Here is an 18,586-nt window from a genome sequence, read left to right on the forward strand (position 1 = left end):
GGTCAGGTGCGCGGGCGGGCCTGGGTGAGGGCGGCGCCGGCGAGCACGATGGCCGCCCCGACCGGGGTGTTCCAGTGCAGCTGCTCGCCCAGGACCAGGACGCCCGCGGTGGTGGCGATCACCGGGATGAAGTAGGTGACCATCTGCGCGGTGGTCGGACCGACCTCGGCGACCAGGCCGTACTGCATCTGCAGGGCCATGCCCGTGCCCAGGGCGCCCAGGGCGATCACCGAGAGGGTCGGCCACAGCGGGAAGCCGGCCGGGGCGGAGGTGAACAGGGCGCTGACCACGGTCAGCTGGAGGGTGGAGACCATCAGCTGGCCGCCGGTCAGGGCCACCGGGGAGCCGGGGGTGCCGGCCAGGGTGCGGCGGACGTAGATCCAGCCGATCGGGTAGCAGAGCGAGGCCAGCAGGGCGAGCGCGGTTCCGGTGGCGTCCACGCCGGAGAAGCCCTGCCAGGCGCCGAGCACGATCAGCACACCGAGGAAGCCGAGGCCGAGGCCCGCGACGCGGCGGCGGGTCGGACGGTCCTCGGAGAGGGCGACGAGGGAGAGCACCATGCCCCAGAGCGGGGACGTCGCGTTGCAGATCCCGGCGAGGCTCGACGGAATGCTCAGCTCCGCGAACGCGAACAGGGAGAACGGGACGGTGTTCAGCAGCAGCGCGGCCACCGTGAGGTGGCCCCAGGTGCGCAGGCCCCGCGGCAGCGGCTCCCGGCGCACCAGAAGGACCGTGAGCAGGGCGAGCGCGCCGAAGAACACCCGGCCGAGGGCGACCTGGAACGGGGCGTAGGCCTCCGTGCCGACCTTGATCAGCAGGAAGCTGAAGCCCCAGACCACCGAGAGCAGAGCGAACCGGACGCGCCAGTCGAGCGCGGCGCGGCGCGCGGGGGCCGCCGTGGCCGCGGTGGCGGCAGGGGCGGCCGGGGCGGCAGAGGTGGGGGCTGCTGACCGGGAGGGGAGGGCTCGGGCGGTGGTGGGTGCGCTCATGACACTTAGATTGCGACGCTCGACATCGTAGGACAAGCGAGATTTCTTTGGAGTGAAGGCGTAGCATCGCTTACATGTTGAACCTGGAGCGCCTCCGCACCCTCGACGCCCTCGCCCGGCACGGTTCGGTCAGCGGCGCGGCCGAGGGGTTGCACGTCACCACCTCCGCGGTGTCCCAGCAGATGGCGAAGCTGGAGCGCGAGGTCGGCCAGCCACTGCTGGCCAAGCACGGCCGGGGCGTCCGGCTCACCGACGCCGGGCGGCTGCTCGCCGACCACGCGGCGCGGATCATCTCCCAGGTCGAGCTCGCCCAGGCCGATGTCGAGGCCCAGCGCGGCTGCGCCGTCGGTGAGCTGCGGATCGGGGCGTTCCCCACCGCGATGCGGGGTCTGCTCCCGGCCGCCCTCACCTCCCTGCGGGCCGAGCACCCGGACCTGCGTGTCCGGGTCCGCGAGCGGGAGCCCGAGGAGAGCATGGCGGCCGTGGTGCGCGGGGACCTCGACCTCGCGCTCGCCATCGACTGGCACAACAAGCGGATGTCGGTGCCGGCCGAACTGGTGCGGGCGCACCTGCTGGACGATGCCGCCGACGTGGCGGTGCCGTCCGGCCACCCGCTCTCCGGGCGCACCGAGGTCGTCTCCCTCCGCGAGTTCGCCGACGAGGAATGGATCTCCTGGAACGAGGGCCAGTTCTGTCACGAGTGGCTGGTTTTCACCCTGCGCGGCATCGGTGTGGAGCCGCGGATCACCCACATCGCCGAGGAGCACCACACCCAGCTCGCCTTCGTGGAGGCCGGGCTCGGGGTGTGCGTGACGCCCCGGCTGGGCCGCGGCCCGGTGCCGCCCGGGGTCCGGCTGCTGCCGGTGTGCGACACGGTGCGGCGGCACGTCTACGTGGTCTGGCGCGCGGACGCCGACCGCCGGCCCTCGATCCGGGCGGCCGTGGCCGCGCTGACGGCCGCGGCCGCGGCCGTCGAGGGCGCGGCGTAGGCCCTCAGATCTTGCGGAAGTCCCAGGACACGATCCGCTCCGGGGTCAGTCGGAGCCAGGCGTGGCGGCCGTCGTGCGGCATCTGGTCGATCCCGAAGTTCTTGGCCGGAAAGAGCCGTTCGACCTCCTCCAGTTCGGGGCAGGGCTCGCCGGTGCGCGGGGCCTCGCCCACCGGCACGGCGCTGCCCGACAGTTCCACGCCGCGCAGTTCGTCGTAGGACTCGCCCGCGTCCACCACCACCGAGATCCGGGGGTCCTTGCGGAGATCGGCCCACCGGCGGCTGCGGGTGATCGAGTAGAGCCAGAGCGAGGTGCCGTCCCAGGCGAACCACAGCGCGCCGATGTGCGGGCTGCCGTCCGGGGAGACCGTGGCCACCCGGCAGGTGCGCTGTTCCCGCAGGAACGCGTCCACCTCCGGCGGGGTCATCATGATGCGCCGGCCGCGCCGCTGAGTATCGTCCATCCGTCCTGCACCCCTTCACATCTGACTGTGTGTCAGGAATCATCGGGGCTCTTCCGCCGTCACACCAGGGGGAGTCATGCTCCAGCTCGATCCCGCGACCACCGCCCTGCTCACCATCGAGTGCCAGAACGGCGTGGTCGGCGACGACAGCGCCCTGCCCGAGCTGGCCAAGGAGGCGCGCGCCTCCGGGATGCTGGCCCGGGTCGCGGCGCTGGTCGCGGCCGCCCACCGGGCCGAGGTGCAGGTCCTCCACGCGGTGGCCGAACGCCGGCCGGACGGCCGGGGGGCCAACGCCAACGCCCGGCTGTTCCGCGCGGCCGCGAAGCTCCCCGTACAGCAGCTGTCCGGCACGCACGCCGTCCGGGTGGCCCCGCCCATCGAGGTCGCCGAGGAGGACCTGATCGTCCGCAGGCTGCACGGCCTCTCGCCGATGGCCGGCACCGACCTCGACCCGCTGCTGCGCAACCTCGGCTGCCGGACCCTGGTCGTCACCGGCGTCTCCGCCAACGTGGCCGTCCCCAACACCGTGTTCGACGCGGTGAACCTCGGCTACCGGGTGGTGGTCCCGGGCGACGCCGTCGCCGGAGTGCCCGCCTCGTACACCGCCGAGGTGCTCCGCAACTCCCTCTCCCTGGTCGCCACGGTCACCACCACCGCCGAAGTCCTCACGGCCTGGACCGGGTGAATCGAACGGTCAACCGCCGGGCACCGGTCGCCCTGCGGCGCGCGTCCCCGCGATCTAGACTGGAAGGCACATGGCAGGCCGCCCCTCCATCGCACGATGGCCGTCTTGAGGGAGGTCGGTCCTCGTGGACCTCAACACCATCGCCGAGGTCGTCCGGCGCCCCTCCGAACGGCCTTCCGCCGACTGGCGCGAGGGCGACGCCTGGCTGGCGGGCGGCACCTGGCTGTTCTCCGCGGAACAGCCGGACCTGCGCCGCCTGATCGATCTGACGGCCCTGGGATGGGATCCCCTCGTCCCGAGCGACGAGGGCCTGGAGATCGGCGCCACGTGCACCATCCGGGACCTGTACGCCTTCGCGTACCCGGAGGACTGGACCGCGGGCCCCCTGCTCACCACGAGCTGCGAGGCCTTCCTGTCCTCGTTCAAGGTCTGGAACGCGGCGACCGTCGGCGGCAACATCTGCATGTCCCTGCCGGCCGGTCCCATGATCACGCTGACGGTGGCACTGGAGGCTACGTACGAACTCCACGCTCCTGACGGGTCCCAGCGGACCGTGGACGCCCTCGACTTCGTGACCGGAGACCACCGGAACATCCTCACCCCCGGCGAGATCCTGCGACGCGTCCGCATCCCGGCCGGCGCCCTGCGGAAACGCGCCACCCACCGCCGCTTCACGCTCACCCACCTCGGCCGTTCGACCGTCTTCATCATCGGTACCCGGACGCCGGGCGCGAACGACCTGCTGCTCACCGTCACGGCCGGCACCACACGGCCGGTGCGCATGGCCTTCGACACCATGCCCGATGCCCGCACCCTCCAGCAAAGCATCGACGTCATCCCCGGCGACGTCTGGTTCGCGGATCCCAACGGAACCCCCGACCACCGCCGCCATCTGACGAAGCACTTCGTCGAAGAGATCCGCCGCGAACTCATGGACGGGGGCCCGTCATGACGTACAGCGTCAACGGCAAGGCCTTCGACCGAGAGCCGGAGCCCGGCCAGTGCCTGCGCACCTTCCTCCGCTCGCTCGGCCACTACGGTGTCAAGAAGGGCTGTGACGCGGGCGATTGCGGCGCCTGCACGGTGTGGGTGGACGGCAGCCCGGTCCACAGCTGCATCACCCCCGCCTTCCGCGCGGACGGCCACGAGGTGACCACCATCGAGGGTCTCGGCTCGCCGGGCGACCTGCACCCGATGCAGCGCCGGTTCCGCGACGCCCCCGGGTTCCAGTGCGGCTTCTGCACCGCCGGGATGATCATGACCTCGGCGGCGTTCACCGAGGCGCAGAAGGCCGACCTGCCCCGGGCGTTGAAGGGCAACCTCTGCCGCTGCACCGGATACCGCGCCATCGAGGACGCGGTCAAGGGCGTCGTCGGCGTGGAGACGGCCAGGCCGGGAAAGGCCGTCGGAACGAGCGTCGGCGCACCCGCGGCCAACGACGTGGTGACCGGCCGCGCGGAGTTCACGATGGACACCCGCATGGAGGGCATGCTGCACCTCAAGGTGCTGCACTCACCCCACGCGCACGCCCGGATCCTCTCGATCGACAAGACCGCCGCACTCGCGGTTCCCGGTGTGCACCGTGTCTACACCTGGGAGGACGTGCCGCGCAGGCGCTTCACCACGGCCATCCACACCGACCACCTGGTCGATCCGGACGACACCTTCATCCTCGACGACACGGTCCGCTTCGTGGGGCAGCGCGTCGTCGCGGTGCTGGCCGACACGCCCGGCGCCGCAGAGGAGGGCTGCCGCAAGGTGGTCGTCGCGTACGAGCCGCTGCCGGCGGTGTTCGACCCCGAGGAGGCCATGGCGGACGGGGCGCCGCCGGTACACGGCGGCACGGAGGATCCCTTCGTCCGTGATCCCGCCCGCAACATCCTGCTCGAACTCCATTCGCACATCGGGGATGTGGACGCCGGGTTCGCCGCAGCCGACGTGATCCACGAAGGCACGTACTCCTCACCACGCGTGCAACACGCGCACCTGGAGACGCACGGCTCGATCGCCTGGATGGAGGACGGGCGGCTGAACGTCCGCACCAGTTCGCAGTCGCCGTCGATCGCGAAGGTCAAGCTGAGCTATCTGTTCGCGCTGCGTCCCGACCAGCTCCGGGTGTTCTGCATGCGGGTGGGAGGCGGCTTCGGCGGCAAACAGGAAGTGATCTCGGAGGACCTGGTGGCCCTCGCCACGCTGGACACCGGGCGGCCCGTCTGCTTCGAGTACACCCGCGAAGAGGAGTTCACCACCGCCTCGCCACGGCACCCGATGAAGCTGACGGTCAAGCTGGGTGCCAAGGCGGACGGAACCCTTACCGCCCTCCAGGTCCGCAACGTGTCGAACACCGGCGCCTACGGAAACCACGGCGGCGAAACGCTGTACGCGGGCGGCGCCGCCGTCATGATCTACCGCTGCCCCAACAAGAAGTACGACGCGTACTCGGTCTACACCAACACCGTGCCGAGCGGGGCGCTGCGCGGCTACGGGATGACGCAGCCGGCGTTCGCCATGGAGTCCGCGATGCACGAGCTCGCGCTCGCCCTGCACATGGACCCGCTGGAACTGCGCCGACGCAACATCGTGCGCCCGGGTGACCCGCTCGTCGCCCTGCACGACGGCCCGGACGACGTGATGTTCACCGAGGACGGACTGGCGAAGTGCATCGACCTGGTGGGCAGGGCCATGGCCCGGTCGGCGGGGGAGCCGAACCCCGGCCGGGAGTGGCTCATCGGGTCCGGCGTCGCCAGCTCCCTGCACGAGACGGCACCCCCGACCGAACACATCTCCGAGGCCTGGGTCACGCTCGGCGACGACCTCGTCTACGAAGTGGCCGTCGGCACCGCCGAGTTCGGTGAGGGCACCTCGACCGCCCACGTCCAGCTCGCGGCCGGTCAACTGGGTACCACGACGTCCCGGATCCGCCTGGTGCAATCCGACACCGACCGCACGGGATTCGACACCGGCGCCTTCGCGAGCGCGGGACTGTTCGTGTCGGGCAACGCGGTGCTGCGGGCGTCCAACGCCGTACGCGACCGCATCCTGGAGTTCGCCGCCGCCCACACGGGCGTCCACCTCGTGATGTGCTCCATGGACGACGACGGCGTCACCTGCGGCGACCGGCGCCTCTCCCTGGCCGAGATCGTGGCGCTGGCCCGAGCGCGCGGCATCCGCTTCACCGCCGCCCGCAAGGCCTACGGCTCGCCGCGCAGCGTCACCTCCAACACCCAGGGGTTCCGGATCGCCGTCCACCGGGTGACGGGGGAGATCCGCATCCTGTACAGCGTCCAGGCGGCCGACGCGGGCGTGGTGATCAACCCCCAACAGGTCCGGGGACAGGTGGAGGGCGCCGTCGCCCAGGGCATCGGATTCGCGCTGACCGAGAACTTCCTCCTCGACGCGGACGGGGCCGTGGTCAACCCGAACTTCCGCAACTACCGCATCCCCACCTACGCCGACGTCCCGCGGACCGAGGTGCTCCTGGTGGACTCGGCGGACTCCGTCGGCCCCCTGCGGTCGAAGGGGATGGCGGAGTGCGCCATCAACCCGGTGGTCCCCGCCCTGGCGAACGCGCTCCACGACGCCACGGGCATCCGCTTCCGCGCGCTGCCCTTGACTCCCGAACGGATCTACAGCCGGATCAACGAAAAGCAGCCGGCTTCGAAGGCCTGATCCATGGACACCGACAAGCACGAGGACGCCGCGGCGACGGCCATCATCGGCCAGCGGGTCCTGCCCGGCCGGGAGCGTGATTACGAGACCTGGCAGGACGAGGTGAACGCCGCCGCGGCCGGCTACCCCGGATACCTCGGTGTGGAGGTCTCCCGACCGACACCCCTGCAACCCGAATGGGTCGTCGTCTACCGGTTCGACTCGATACCCCACCTCCAGGCGTGGATCAACAGCGCCACCAGGCAGCGGCTCCTGGAGGTCGGTGACACCTATCTCGACGGCCCGGGAACCCAGCGGGTCCTCAGCGGCCACACCAAGGCCCCCGATCCGCTGGTGACCGTCGTGATCACCCACCGCGTCCACCCGGACCGGGTGGACGGCTTCCTCGCGTGGCAACGTCGCATGAGCGAAGAGGAGAGCAAGTTCGAGGGCTTTCGCGGAACCGAGATATTCCGGCCGATCGAGGGGCTGCAGGACGAATGGACCACGTTGTACCGGTTCGACAGCGCCCAGCACCTCGACGCCTGGCTGACCTCGCCCCAGCGGCGGGAAGTCCTGGCCGCAGGGCAGGAGTTCAGCGACTTCAAGCTGAGCACGATCGACAACTCGTTCGGCAGCTGGTTCGCCTTCGAGGAGGACGGCAGAGCGGCGCCGGCGCCCTCCGAGACGAAGACCGCCATCGCCGTGTGGGTCGGCCTGTACCCGACCGTCGTGTTCCTGACGCTCGCCCTGTCGCCGCTGCACATGCCGCTCTGGCTCGGCATGCTGGTCGGCAACCTGCTCTCCAGCTTCCTGATGACCTTCCTCACGATGCCCTTCTACGTGAACCCGCTGCTGAAGCGGTGGCTGCGACCGCCCCCGGGGGAATCCCGGGCGAAGAACAACCGCGTGGGCCTCGGACTCGTCGCGGCGGTGACGGTGTTCTGGGTCGCCGTCTTCTACGTCATGACGACTCAGATCTGGACACTGCCCTGATCACGTGGAGTCGGCTGTACCGCCTGCCCGCGGGTTAGCCTGGGCGAATGCTCACAGAAGTGATCGCGACCCGCTACGTCACACCCCTGCGTGAGGGCGGCTCGCTCCCCGGGATCGTCGAGGCCGACGACTGCGGCACGTACGTCATGAAGTTCACCGGGGCCGGGCAGGGCCGCAAGACCCTGGTCGCCGAGGTCATCTGCGGCCGCCTGGCCCAGCGGCTGGGGCTGCGCGTCCCGGAACTGGTCCGGATCCAGCTGGACCCCGTCATCGGGCTCGCCGAACCCGACCAGGAGGTGCAGGAGCTGCTCAAGGCGAGCGGCGGCCTGAACCTCGGCATGGACTACCTGCCCGGCTCCATCGGCTTCGACCCGCTGGCCTATCAGGTGGACCCCGTCGAGGCGGGCCGCGTGGTCTGGTTCGACGCGCTCATCAACAACGTCGACCGGTCCTGGCGGAACCCCAACATGCTGGTCTGGCACGGGGAGCCGTGGCTGATCGACCACGGCGCCACCATGATCTGGCACCACAACTGGCCCACCGCGCAGGCCGCGGCCGCCAAGCCGTACAACGCCTCGGACCACGTCCTGGCCCCGGTCGGGCCGGACATCGCCGCGGCCGCGGCCGAACTGGCCCCGCTCGTCACGCGCGAACTGCTCAGGGAGGTCGCCGCCGACGTCCCCGACGAGTGGCTCGCCGGCGAACCCGGCTTCGCCACGCCGGACGAGGTGCGCACCGCCTACGTGGACACCCTGCTGCCGCGCGCCGCCGGCATCCACGAGCGCATCTCGATGGAGGCCGGGGTGAAGGCCCCGTCCGAACCGCCGGGCTGGCTCACCGACCACCTCGCCGAATGGCCCCACAAGAACGTCAAGAACCAGAAGAAGAGCGACAGCCGGTGACCAAGCGGGACGTGTTCGAGTACGCGCTGGTGCGCGTGGTACCCCGGATGGAGCGCGGTGAGTGCTTCAACGCCGGAGTGATCGTCTACTGCCGGGCGCACGCTTTCGTGGCCGCCCGCACCCACCTGGACGAGGCCAAGCTCCTCGCCCTGGACCCCGGCGCCGACGTGACCGGCGTACGGGCCGCCCTGCACGCCGTGGAGGGCGTCTGTGCCGGCGGCGAGCAGGCCGGCCAGGCCGCCGGGGACGACCCCGGACGGCGCTTCCGCTGGCTGATCGCGCCCCGCAGCACGGTGGTCCAGCCCGGCCCGGTGCACACCGGGCTGACCGCCGACCCGGCCGCGGAAGTGGAGCGGCTGCTCGAACTCCTGGTGCGCTGAGGCCGCGACACACGGCCCGGGAGCCGCGGTGCCGTTGACACCCGGTGCCGCGCCTCCTAGCGTCCTCCCCAGCTGAAGCTACTAAGCGGTTGCTCAGAGCGTGTGCTCGGGGCGGCCGCATCCAGAGCATTCCAAGGGCGAGGAGAATCCAGCATGTCCACCACCGAGCAGCGCGTCGCCATCGTCACCGGCGCGGCCAGGGGCATCGGCGCCGCCACCGCGATCCGGCTGGCCGCCGAGGGCCGCGCCGTCGCCGTTCTCGACCTCGACGAGACCGCCTGCAAGGACACCGTGGAGGCGATCACGGCGGCCGGCGGCACGGCCCTCGCGGTCGGCTGCGACGTGTCCGACGCCGGTCAGGTGGAGGCCGCCGTCGAGCGGGTGGCGAACACCCTGGGCGCCCCCGTGATCCTGGTCAACAACGCCGGGGTGCTCCGCGACAACCTGCTCTTCAAGATGGGCGAGAGCGACTGGGACACCGTCATGAACGTGCACCTGCGCGGTGCGTTCCTGATGTCCAGGGCCACTCAGAAGTACATGGTCGAGGCGCAGTTCGGCCGGATCGTCAACCTGTCCAGCTCCTCCGCGCTGGGCAACCGCGGCCAGGCCAACTACTCCGCCGCCAAGGCGGGCCTGCAGGGCTTCACCAAGACCCTCGCCTTCGAGCTCGGCAAGTTCGGCGTCACCGCGAACGCCGTCGCCCCCGGCTTCATCGCCACCGACATGACCGCCGCCACGGCCGCCCGCGTCGGCATGGGCTTCGAGGACTTCCAGGCCGCCGCCGCCACCCAGATCCCGGTCCAGCGGGTCGGCCGCCCGGACGACGTCGCCAATGCCATCGCCTTCTTCACCGGCGAGGCGGCCGGCTTCGTGTCCGGCCAGGTCCTGTACGTGGCCGGCGGCCCGCTCAACTAGCGCGAAAGGGGTACGGGTCATGGCGTACGACGGCACGGACAGCGGGCGCGTCGCGCTGATCACCGGGGCGAGCCGCGGCATCGGCTACGGCATCGCCGAGGCACTGGTCGCCCGTGGCGACCGGGTGTGCATCACCGGCCGCAACGAGGACACCCTGAAGGAGGCCGTCGAACGGCTCGGCGCCGACCGGGTCATCGGGGTCGCGGGCAAGGCGCACGACGAGGCCCACCAGGCCGTGGCCGTGGAGCGCGCGATGGAGGCCTTCGGCAGGATCGACTTCCTGATCAACAACGCGGGCACCAATCCGGTCTTCGGTCCCATCGCGGACCTCGACCTCGGGGTCGCGCGCAAGGTCTTCGAGACCAACGTGATCTCCGCGCTCGGCTTCGCCCAGCGCACCTGGCACGCCTGGCAGAAGGACAACGGGGGTGCGATCGTGAACATCGCCTCGATCGCCGGCGTCTCCGCCTCGCCCTTCATCGGCGCGTACGGGATGAGCAAGGCCGCCATGGTCAACCTCACCCTGCAGCTCGCGCACGAGATGGCGCCGGGGGTACGGGTGAACGCGATCGCGCCGGCCGTGGTCAAGACCAGGTTCGCCCAGGCGCTCTACGAGGGCCGGGAGGCTGAGGCGGCGGCGGCCTACCCGCTGGGCCGGCTCGGCCTCCCGTCCGATATCGGCGGAGCCGCGGCGTTCCTCACGTCCGACCAGTCGGAATGGGTCACAGGTCAGACGCTGGTCGTTGATGGCGGAATGTTTCTCAATGCCGGAGTTCACTGACCGATAAACGGACACTACCGCTCTTTTGAGAGTGGTAAATGTCCCCCTAATGTAGACAGAATCGGTCAAGTACCCCACGGAACCTACCCCATCGGATTCGTGGGGTACTGCGGTATGGTCTGCCGCACCCAGGCCGATCGAGGAGCGTGCACGTGTTCAACCGGACCAGATGCCTGCAGAGCGCTGCGGCCCTTGCGTCCATATCCCTGCTCGCTGGTTGCGGGCTCATCTCGGGCGATGAGAGCGAGGGCGAGACGCGGATGGTCGTCGGCACGACCAGCGCGCCCAGCACCCTCGACCCGGCCGCCGCCTGGGACGGCTCCTGGGAGCTCTACCGGAACGTGTACCAGACCCTGCTCGCGTTCCCGACCGGCAGCTCCAAGCCCCAGCCGGACGCCGCGCAGAACTGCGAGTTCACCGACTCCAACAACGAGTCGTACCGGTGCACCCTGCGCAAGGGCCTGAAGTTCTCCAACGGTGAGCCGCTGGACGCCAAGGCGGTCAAGCACTCCTTCGACCGTATCAGAACGATCAATTCCAAGGTCGGCCCGAAGGACCTGTTCGGCAGCCTCGACAAGATCGAGACCCCGGACACGCTGACCGTCGTCTTCCACCTGAAGAACCCCGACGCGACCTTCCCGTACGTGCTCGGCTCCCCGGCCGCCTCGCTCGTCGCGCCGAAGGACTACCCCGCCGACAAGGTCCGCGAGGGCAACAAGGTCACCGGCTCCGGCCCCTACGTGCTCGACGAGTACGTGGAGAAGGAGAAGGCGGTGCTCTCCCGCTACGGCGACTACCAGGGCTTCGCCGAGATGAAGAACGACGGCGTGACCATCCGGTACTTCGACGACTCCGGCAAGATGGTGGCCTCCCTCAAGGACAAGGACATCGACGCCACCTACCGAGGCCTCACGGCCGAGGAGGTCAAGGAGCTCCAGACCGGCGGGGGCCGCGAATTCGGCATCCAGGTGGTCGCCAACGTCGGATCCGAGATCCGTTACCTGGTCTTCAACCCCAAGGACCCGGCCGTCAAGCAGCTCGCCGTCCGGCAGGCGATCGCCCAGGTCGTCGACCGCGGCACGCTGGTCTCGAAGGTCTACCAGGGCACCGCGGAGCCCCTCTACTCGATGGTCCCCAAGGGCGTGAACAGCCACCGGACGCCGTTCTTCGACAAGTTCGCGCACCCCGACGTCCCGAAGGCCAAGAAGTACCTCAAGGACGCCGGCATCTCCACCCCGGTCGAGCTGAACTTCTGGTACACCACGGACCGCTACGGCTCCTCCACCGAGGCCGAGTTCAAGGAGCTCCAGCGGCAGCTGGAGGAGAGCGGCCTGTTCAAGGTCTCCGTGCAGGGCAAGCCCTGGAAGGAGTTCCAGCAGGGCTACAAGACCGGCCAGTACCCGGTCTTCGGCCGAGGCTGGTTCCCCGACTTCCCGGACGCGGACAACTTCATCGCGCCGTTCGTCGGCAAGGAGAACGCGGTCGGCACCCCCTACGAGCCGCCGGCCATCATGCAGGACCTGCTGCCCAAGTCGCGCCGCTCCAGCGACCGGTCCGCGGTCTCCCCGCAGTTCGAGGAAGCACAGAAGATCTTCGCCGAGGACGTCCGGCTGCTGCCGCTGTGGCAGGGCAAGCTGTACGTGGCGGCCGGCGAGGACGTCGGCGGCGCCGAGCGCGCGCTGGACCCGCAGACCGCCATGCAGATGTGGGAGCTCTACCGCAAGCAGAGCTGGTAGCGGGCGCCGACCCGAAGGCCGACGGGAACCGGCCGTCGGGAAGCGGGCAGCAGGAAGCGGCAGCAGGAAGCGGGCAGCGGGTTCGGGCGATGTCAGTGGTCGCCGGTAAGTTCTGTGATCAGTTGCAGAACGATTGTCGGAGGTTGTCGACGTGACGCAGATGCTGCCCGAGTCCTGGCTGCCCGTGCTCGGCGAGGAACTGGAGAAGCCCTACTTCCGGGAACTCCAGGAGTTCGTCGAGAAGGAGCGGGCCCAGGGGCCGGTCTACCCGCCGCGCGAGCAGGTCTTCGCCGCGCTGGAGGCCACGCCCTTCGACCGGGTCAAGGTGCTGGTCCTCGGCCAGGACCCGTACCACGGCGCCGGCCAGGGCCACGGGCTGTGCTTCTCGGTCCGCCCGGGGGTGAAGACCCCGCCCTCGCTGCGCAACATCTACAAGGAGATGCAGGCCGAGCTGGGCACGCCCATCCCGGACAACGGCTACCTGATGCCGTGGGCCGAGCAGGGCGTGCTGCTGCTCAACGCGGTGCTCACGGTCCGGGAGGCCGAGCCCAACTCGCACAAGGGCAAGGGCTGGGAGAAGTTCACCGACGCGGTGATCCGCGCGGTGGCCGAGCGGCCCGACCCGGCCGTTTTCGTGCTGTGGGGCGCTTACGCGCAGAAGAAGCTCCCGCTGATCGACGAGACCCGGCACGTGGTGGTCAAGGGCGCGCACCCGTCCCCGCTGTCCGCCAAGAAGTTCTTCGGCTCCCGGCCCTTCACCCAGATCAACGAGGCCGTGGCCGCGCAGGGCCGTGAGCCGATCGACTGGACGATCCCGAACCTCGGCTGACGCCGGACCGCGCCTTGCGCGGCAATGTCGGTGCCTCCGGCTAGCGTCTTGATGATCAGACCATACGGGTCTGGCAGGACGTACCGCCGGAGGCCGCTTTGACCGAGCAGCAGGAGGCGTCGGAAGACGCCGTCATGACCCGGATCGGCCAGGCGGTCATCCTGCTGCACGCCGGGGACCGGGAGGAGGCCCGCAACCGGCTCGGGGGGATCTGGACGGAGATCGGCGAGGAGGGCGATCCCCTGCACCGCTGCACCCTGGCCCACTACATGGCCGACGCGCAGGACGACCCCGCCGACGAGCTCGCCTGGGACCTGCGGGCCCTGTCCGCCGCCGACGCCCTGGGCGACGAGCGGCTCGCCCGGCACGAGCCGCACCTGGCGGTCCGGGCCTTCTACCCGTCGCTGCACCTGAACCTCGCCGCGGACTACGTCAAGCTCGGACGGCCGGAGGCCGCACGGGTCCATCTGGGGCGGGCCCGCGCGGCCACCGGCGCGCTCGCCGACGACGGGTACGGCAACGGGGTCCGGGCGGCCATCGCCCGGCTGGCGGAACGACTGGCGGAGGGGCCCTGGGACCCGCCGCCGGGCTCCGTCCCGGGACAGCACCCGTAGGCGGCCAGGCGGCTCCCGCGGGCCCTACCCGTCGTCGGAGCCGCCGGCGGGTCAGCCGTTGTGGACGCCGTCGCAGATACGGGCCTCGGGGCTGTCCGGCTTGAGGTGGCCGTGCTTCCGGCCCAGCGCGCACACATCGGCCGGCCGGACCGGCAGGTGCTTCATGACCTCCCGCTCCACCTCCCGGGACCGCGGCCCCCGCCCCGCGTCCTGGCTGCCGTCCCGGCCCTTCCCGTCCCGCTCGGCCTTCCCGCCCCGCGGCCCGTCCGGGGACGTCCGCGGTTCCGGGATGTCCGGGACGGGCGGCACGGGCTCCACGGGGGCCTCGGGGACGGCCGCCCGGCCCTCGGCGGCCTCCGGGGCGGCCGACTCCGGCGCCGGGCCCCCGCCGGAGCCCGCGGACCCCTCCGGAGCCGCCCTCAGCGCCTCCAGCGCGGGAGCCTGCACCACCACCGGCGCGGTCCCCGTCCCACCGCGCGTCTCGTGCCGCGGCGGCTCACCCGCCGACGGGGCCTCGGCGGGCTGCAGCGGAGCGGAGCTCGGGGTCACGTTCACACAGCCGGAGACGGCCGAGACGGCAGCGGCGACTCCGAGCAGCAGGGTTGTCGTGGTTCGGGTTGCATGCACTCGCGCAACTCTGCTCCGACCGGACCCCGTTGCGGAAATCCGCGGGCCGTTTTGACCCCGCACGAGTGACGGCTACGCGCCGGTTGCCCCGTCGATCTGCTCCCGGAGCAGGTCCGCGTGCCCGTTGTGGCGCGCGTACTCCTCGATCATGTGCGTGTACACCCAGCGCAGGTTGTAGCGCTGCTTCCGGCGCGGGTGCTCGGCCACCGACAGCTCGTCCAGCGAACGCCCCGCCACGGCCTCGCGGGCCAGCTCGATCTCCTTGGTCCACTGCTTCTCCGCCTCGGCGAAGGTGTCCTCCGGGGCGAAGTGGAAGTCGCCGTCCCGGTCCTGCTCCGTGGAGTACAGCTCGGGCACGTCCACGCCCAGGGTGATCTCCCGGAACCACCACCGCTCCACCTCGGCCATGTGCCGTACGAGGCCCAGCAGGGTCAGCTCCGAGGGCGGCAGCGAGGCCCGCCGGAGCTGTTCCTCGTCCAGTCCCCGGCACTTCATCGCGAGGGTGACCCGGTGGTGGTCGAGCCAGCCCTCCAGCATCTCCCGCTCGCCGGCGGTGGTCGAGGGGTCGGGACGCTGATCCATGTCGAAAGTCATGCCCACATCCTGGGACAACACCCCGTCCCGCACCAGGGAATAAGCTGCCGGGGCGGGCCGGGCGAAGCCGGCCCGCGGACGACGACAACCGCAGACAACCGCAGACAACCGACGACAGCAGACGGCGCTGCAGACGGCACAGGAGGATCCCCGGTGAAGGTCGCATGCATCGGACTCGGCGACATCGCCCAGAAGGCCTACCTGCCGGTCCTCACGGCCCGGCCCGGCACCGAACTGCACCTGCACACCCGTACCCCCGCCACCCTGGAGCTCGTCGGCGACCGGTACGCCGTGCCGGCCGCCCGCCGCCACGCAGACCTCGACTCCCTGCTGGACCAGGACCTGGACGCGGCCTTCGTGCACGCGGCGACCGCCGCCCACCCCGAGATCACCGAACGGCTGCTCCGGGCCGGCGTCCCCACCTACGTCGACAAGCCGCTCGCCTACGAGTACGCCGACTCGCAGCGGCTCGTGGAACTCGCCGAACAGCGGCAGGTCTCGCTCGCGGTCGGATTCAACCGGCGGTTCGCCCCCGGCTACGTGCAGTGCGCCGACCACCCCCGGGACCTGATCGTCATGCAGAAGAACCGCGTCGGCCTGCCCGAGGACCCGCGCACCCTGGTGCTCGACGATTTCATCCACGTCGTCGACACCCTGCGCTTCCTGCTGCCGGGCGAGGCCGACCACATCGACGTCCGCGCCCGGATCCGGGACGGCCTGATGCACCACGTGGTGCTGCAGATCTCCGGTGAGGGCTTCACCGCCCTCGGGATCATGAACCGGCTGTCCGGCTCCACCGAGGAGATCCTCGAGGTCTCCGGGCAGGACACCAAGCGGCAGGTGCTCAACCTCTCCGAGATCGTCGACCACAAGGGCCAGCCGACCGTACGGCGCCGCGGCGACTGGGTCCCGGTGGCACGCCAGCGCGGCATCGAGCAGGTGGTGGACGCCTTCCTGGAGGCCGTCACGGCCGGGAAGGTGCTCAGCGCCCGGGACGCCCTGCTCACCCACGAGCTGTGCGAGCGGGTGGTCCTGTCCGCGCTGGAGCAGGCCGCCGCCTGATCCGGCGCAGCACGAGGAACACGACGTACCCGGCGAGGGCGGCCAGGGCGGCCCGTACCGGCCAGTCACCGAAACGGACGTACGGGGTGCTGCCCCGCGCGAGCGGGACCGCGTACACCTCGGCGGTGGACGAGGAGGTGCCCAGCCGTTTTCCGACGGGCTCCCCGGAGGGGCCGTGCACGGCGCTGATCCCGGTGAGGGTGGCGTGCACCACCGGGCGGCCGTTCTCGGCGGCCCGCAGCGCGGCGAGGGAGGCGTGCTGGGCGGGCGCCCAGCTGTCCTGGAAGGTGGACGTCGCCGACTGGGCGACCAGCAGGCCCGCCCCCTCCCGGGTCAGGTGCCGGCTCATGTCGGGGAAGGCCGACTCGAAGCAGACCAGCGGCCCGACCCGGACCTCCGGCCGGCCCGGCAGCGCCATCAGCACCGGGGCGGAGCCCCGCCTGCGGTCCTCGCCGGCCGCCTTGCCCACCGAGGTCACCCAGCCGAGCAGCGAACGCGCCGGGACGTACTCGCCGAACGGCACCAGCCGCATCTTGTCGTACCGGTCCCCGGTCGGCCCGTCCTCGCCGACCAGCACCGAGGACTTGTAGATCCCCGGCCGGTCCGAGCGCCTCGCGTCCACGTTCACCAGCAGCGGTGCGCCCACCTCGGCCGAGAGGGCCGCCAGCCGCCGGGTCAGGTCCGGCCGGGCCGCGAGGTCCGCGCCGACGCCGCTCTCGCCCCACACCACCAGGTCGGGCCGCTGCCCGGACAACTGCCGGGTCAACCGCTCCTGGAGAGTGAACCGCTGCTCCACACTGTCCGCACCGCCCACCACCCCCGGCTGCACCACCGCCACCCGCAGCACGCCCGACACCTGCGGCCGGGGCGTCCACAGCCACACGGCCCCCGTCAGCACCGCCAGCGCGGCCACTCCGGCGACGGCCACGGCGCGGGCGGCGGGCGCCGCGACCAGCAGCACCAGCGCGCAGTTCACCGCGACCACCACCAGGCTCACCAGCCACACCCCGCCCACCGAGGCCAGCCGCAGCGCCGCCGGCACCTGCCACTGCCCGGCCCCCAGCAGCCCCCACGGCCCGCCCAGCCCCTGCCAGGACCGGACCAGTTCGGACAGCAGCCAGCCCGCCGGTACGAGCACCAGTGCGGCCGCCGCCCGGCCCGGGGGCGGGGTGCCGCCGAGCAGGGCCCGGACCAGCAGTGCCCAGGGGATCCACAGCAGGCCGACCAGCGCGGCCACCGGCAGCAGGAACACGTGCAGGCTGGGCAGCAGCCAGTGGTGCACGGCCACGATGAAACCGCACCCGCCCAGCCAGCCCTCCAGGGCCGCGCGCCGCGAGCTCGGCGCGGTGCGCAGCAGCAGCATCCACGGCACCAGCGCCGCGTACGCCCACCACCACAGGGCCGGAGCGGGGAACGCGAACACGGGCAGTGCGCCGGCCGCCACCGCGGCCGCCGCACGCCACCACCGGGGTCCGCCGGTCAGCATGAAGCGCCCTCCCCTTCCAGTGTGGCCCTGAGCGGGGCCCGTCTCCCGCCGAAGAGTGCGGCCGGCCTCATGCCGACAGGTGCCGCCACTTCTCGTGCACGGTGACCCGGCCGATCCGCCAGCCGTCCGCGGTACGGGCCAGCACGAAGGTGTAGCGGCCGGCCGCGATGAAGTTGGGCGCGGTCGGGCCGCTCCCGCCGGCTGCTCCGTCGGTGTGCTCCGGCCCCGGGTCCCGGAGCCGCATGGGGTTCACGAAGTCGGCCCGGACCTCGGCCCGGTCACCGGGGGAGCCGTCCACCCGCTCCAGGGCCACCCGGCGGTTGACGATCAGGTGCTGGCGGACCGGGAACAGCGTCATGGTCCCGGCCAGCCACTCCGCCACCTCCCCGGCCGGGCCCTCGATGCCGCCCGCGGAGCGGTAGTCCGCCCGCCCGTCCGGCGCGAAGAGCGCCCGGTAGGCCGTCCAGTCCCCGTCGTCCACGGCGACCGCGTACCCCGTGATCACGTCGTCCACGGCGAGCCGGTCCATCACCGTCGCCAGGTCCACACGCTGAGTCATCGGGTCAGTGTGGGGGAGCGGGCGCCCGAGGCCAAGGGGCGTGCGGGCACCAGGCGGAAAGACGGGGCGCCGGGGGCCGGAGCGGTGGCCCTTTGGCGGGCTCGGGCCCACCGCGGTGCCCGCCGGACTCAGGGCCGGGAGCGCGGGTCCCGCTGCCGGACCACCACCAGGAAGGCGTCCGTGGCCAGGTCCATCACCACCTCGGCTTGCACCCCCTCACGCATCCGCTCCGCCGCGTACTCCTCTGCGGGCCAGCTTCCCCTCGGACTTCCCGCGGGAAATCGCTCCAGCACCACACGGCCCATGGGACACCCCCTACGTTGCCGTTGCC

The 18,586-nt window shown here is 71.5% G+C and carries 20 protein-coding genes; 13 read left to right on the forward strand and 7 right to left on the reverse strand.

The window, feature by feature from the left end:
* Positions 1 to 2: 2 nt before the first annotated feature.
* Positions 3 to 989: a DMT family transporter gene (locus tag AC067U_RS17730; RefSeq protein WP_478830635.1), complete on the reverse strand. Its 987-nt coding sequence runs from the start codon at positions 987 to 989 to the stop codon at positions 3 to 5.
* 74 nt (positions 990 to 1,063) lie between these two features.
* On the opposite strand from AC067U_RS17730, the gene AC067U_RS17735 reads away from it, so the two are divergent.
* On the forward strand, positions 1,064 to 1,978 hold the full coding sequence (locus AC067U_RS17735) for a LysR substrate-binding domain-containing protein (protein WP_478830636.1): 915 nt from the start codon (positions 1,064 to 1,066) through the stop codon (positions 1,976 to 1,978).
* Positions 1,979 to 1,982: 4 nt separating this feature from the next.
* Here AC067U_RS17735 and AC067U_RS17740 read toward each other — a convergent pair whose 3' ends face one another.
* Positions 1,983 to 2,441: a pyridoxamine 5'-phosphate oxidase family protein gene (locus AC067U_RS17740; protein WP_478830637.1), complete on the reverse strand. Its 459-nt coding sequence runs from the start codon at positions 2,439 to 2,441 to the stop codon at positions 1,983 to 1,985.
* 76 nt (positions 2,442 to 2,517) lie between these two features.
* Between AC067U_RS17740 and AC067U_RS17745 the strand changes: the two genes are divergently transcribed.
* From AC067U_RS17745 to AC067U_RS17795, 11 genes are all read left to right on the forward strand, one after another.
* Positions 2,518 to 3,126 (forward strand): cysteine hydrolase family protein, encoded by a 609-nt coding sequence (locus tag AC067U_RS17745; RefSeq protein WP_478830638.1) that lies wholly within the window; start codon positions 2,518 to 2,520, stop codon positions 3,124 to 3,126.
* 124 nt (positions 3,127 to 3,250) lie between these two features.
* Positions 3,251 to 4,078 carry an FAD binding domain-containing protein gene (locus AC067U_RS17750; protein ID WP_478830639.1) on the forward strand — a complete coding sequence of 276 codons (828 nt, stop codon included), beginning with the start codon at positions 3,251 to 3,253 and terminating at the stop codon, positions 4,076 to 4,078.
* Complete coding sequence (locus AC067U_RS17755; RefSeq protein ID WP_478830640.1) at positions 4,075 to 6,795, forward strand: molybdopterin-dependent oxidoreductase; 2,721 nt, start codon at positions 4,075 to 4,077, stop codon at positions 6,793 to 6,795. Before AC067U_RS17750 ends, AC067U_RS17755 begins: the two co-directional genes overlap by 4 nt.
* A 3-nt stretch (positions 6,796 to 6,798) precedes the next feature.
* Positions 6,799 to 7,770 (forward strand): antibiotic biosynthesis monooxygenase, encoded by a 972-nt coding sequence (locus AC067U_RS17760; protein WP_478830641.1) that lies wholly within the window; start codon positions 6,799 to 6,801, stop codon positions 7,768 to 7,770.
* A 47-nt stretch (positions 7,771 to 7,817) separates the two neighbouring features.
* Positions 7,818 to 8,672, forward strand: a complete 855-nt coding sequence (locus tag AC067U_RS17765; protein ID WP_478830642.1) for a HipA family kinase — start codon at positions 7,818 to 7,820, stop codon at positions 8,670 to 8,672.
* Positions 8,669 to 9,052 carry a DUF3037 domain-containing protein gene (locus AC067U_RS17770; protein ID WP_478830643.1) on the forward strand — a complete coding sequence of 128 codons (384 nt, stop codon included), beginning with the start codon at positions 8,669 to 8,671 and terminating at the stop codon, positions 9,050 to 9,052. Before AC067U_RS17765 ends, AC067U_RS17770 begins: the two co-directional genes overlap by 4 nt.
* A 153-nt stretch (positions 9,053 to 9,205) precedes the next feature.
* Entirely contained in the window at positions 9,206 to 9,967 is a 762-nt protein-coding gene (gene fabG / locus AC067U_RS17775; RefSeq protein ID WP_478830644.1) for a 3-oxoacyl-ACP reductase FabG, read from the forward strand.
* Positions 9,968 to 9,986: 19 nt separating this feature from the next.
* On the forward strand, positions 9,987 to 10,748 hold the full coding sequence (locus AC067U_RS17780; protein WP_478830645.1) for an SDR family oxidoreductase: 762 nt from the start codon (positions 9,987 to 9,989) through the stop codon (positions 10,746 to 10,748).
* A 152-nt stretch (positions 10,749 to 10,900) separates the two neighbouring features.
* The gene (locus tag AC067U_RS17785; protein ID WP_478830646.1) at positions 10,901 to 12,484 is read left to right on the forward strand and encodes an ABC transporter substrate-binding protein; all 1,584 of its coding nucleotides are present in this window, start codon (positions 10,901 to 10,903) and stop codon (positions 12,482 to 12,484) included.
* Positions 12,485 to 12,644: 160 nt separating this feature from the next.
* Positions 12,645 to 13,313 (forward strand): uracil-DNA glycosylase, encoded by a 669-nt coding sequence (locus tag AC067U_RS17790; protein ID WP_478830915.1) that lies wholly within the window; start codon positions 12,645 to 12,647, stop codon positions 13,311 to 13,313.
* Positions 13,314 to 13,411: 98 nt separating this feature from the next.
* A complete protein-coding gene (locus AC067U_RS17795; protein ID WP_478830647.1) occupies positions 13,412 to 13,927 on the forward strand; it encodes a hypothetical protein in 516 nt (171 codons plus the stop codon).
* A 51-nt stretch (positions 13,928 to 13,978) separates the two neighbouring features.
* Here AC067U_RS17795 and AC067U_RS17800 read toward each other — a convergent pair whose 3' ends face one another.
* Together AC067U_RS17800 and AC067U_RS17805 are read right to left on the reverse strand one after the other, a co-directional pair.
* Entirely contained in the window at positions 13,979 to 14,554 is a 576-nt protein-coding gene (locus AC067U_RS17800) for a hypothetical protein (protein ID WP_478830648.1), read from the reverse strand.
* A gap of 72 nt (positions 14,555 to 14,626) precedes the next feature.
* Entirely contained in the window at positions 14,627 to 15,148 is a 522-nt protein-coding gene (locus tag AC067U_RS17805) for a DinB family protein (protein WP_478830649.1), read from the reverse strand.
* Between the two features lie 153 nt (positions 15,149 to 15,301).
* Here AC067U_RS17805 and AC067U_RS17810 point away from each other — a divergent pair, with 153 nt between their 5' ends.
* Entirely contained in the window at positions 15,302 to 16,210 is a 909-nt protein-coding gene (locus AC067U_RS17810; RefSeq protein ID WP_478830650.1) for a Gfo/Idh/MocA family protein, read from the forward strand.
* Here the strand turns inward: AC067U_RS17810 and lnt are convergent.
* From lnt to AC067U_RS17825, 3 genes are all read right to left on the reverse strand, one after another.
* Positions 16,152 to 17,696: an apolipoprotein N-acyltransferase gene (gene lnt / locus AC067U_RS17815; RefSeq protein WP_478830651.1), complete on the reverse strand. Its 1,545-nt coding sequence runs from the start codon at positions 17,694 to 17,696 to the stop codon at positions 16,152 to 16,154. The genes AC067U_RS17810 and lnt overlap by 59 nt on opposite strands.
* A gap of 67 nt (positions 17,697 to 17,763) precedes the next feature.
* Entirely contained in the window at positions 17,764 to 18,255 is a 492-nt protein-coding gene (locus AC067U_RS17820) for a nuclear transport factor 2 family protein (RefSeq protein WP_478830652.1), read from the reverse strand.
* A 128-nt stretch (positions 18,256 to 18,383) separates the two neighbouring features.
* Entirely contained in the window at positions 18,384 to 18,560 is a 177-nt protein-coding gene (locus AC067U_RS17825) for a hypothetical protein (protein ID WP_478830653.1), read from the reverse strand.
* Between the last annotated feature and the right edge of the window lie 26 nt (positions 18,561 to 18,586).

The sequence above is a fragment of the Streptomyces sp. NPDC043853 genome, assembly GCF_056436025.1.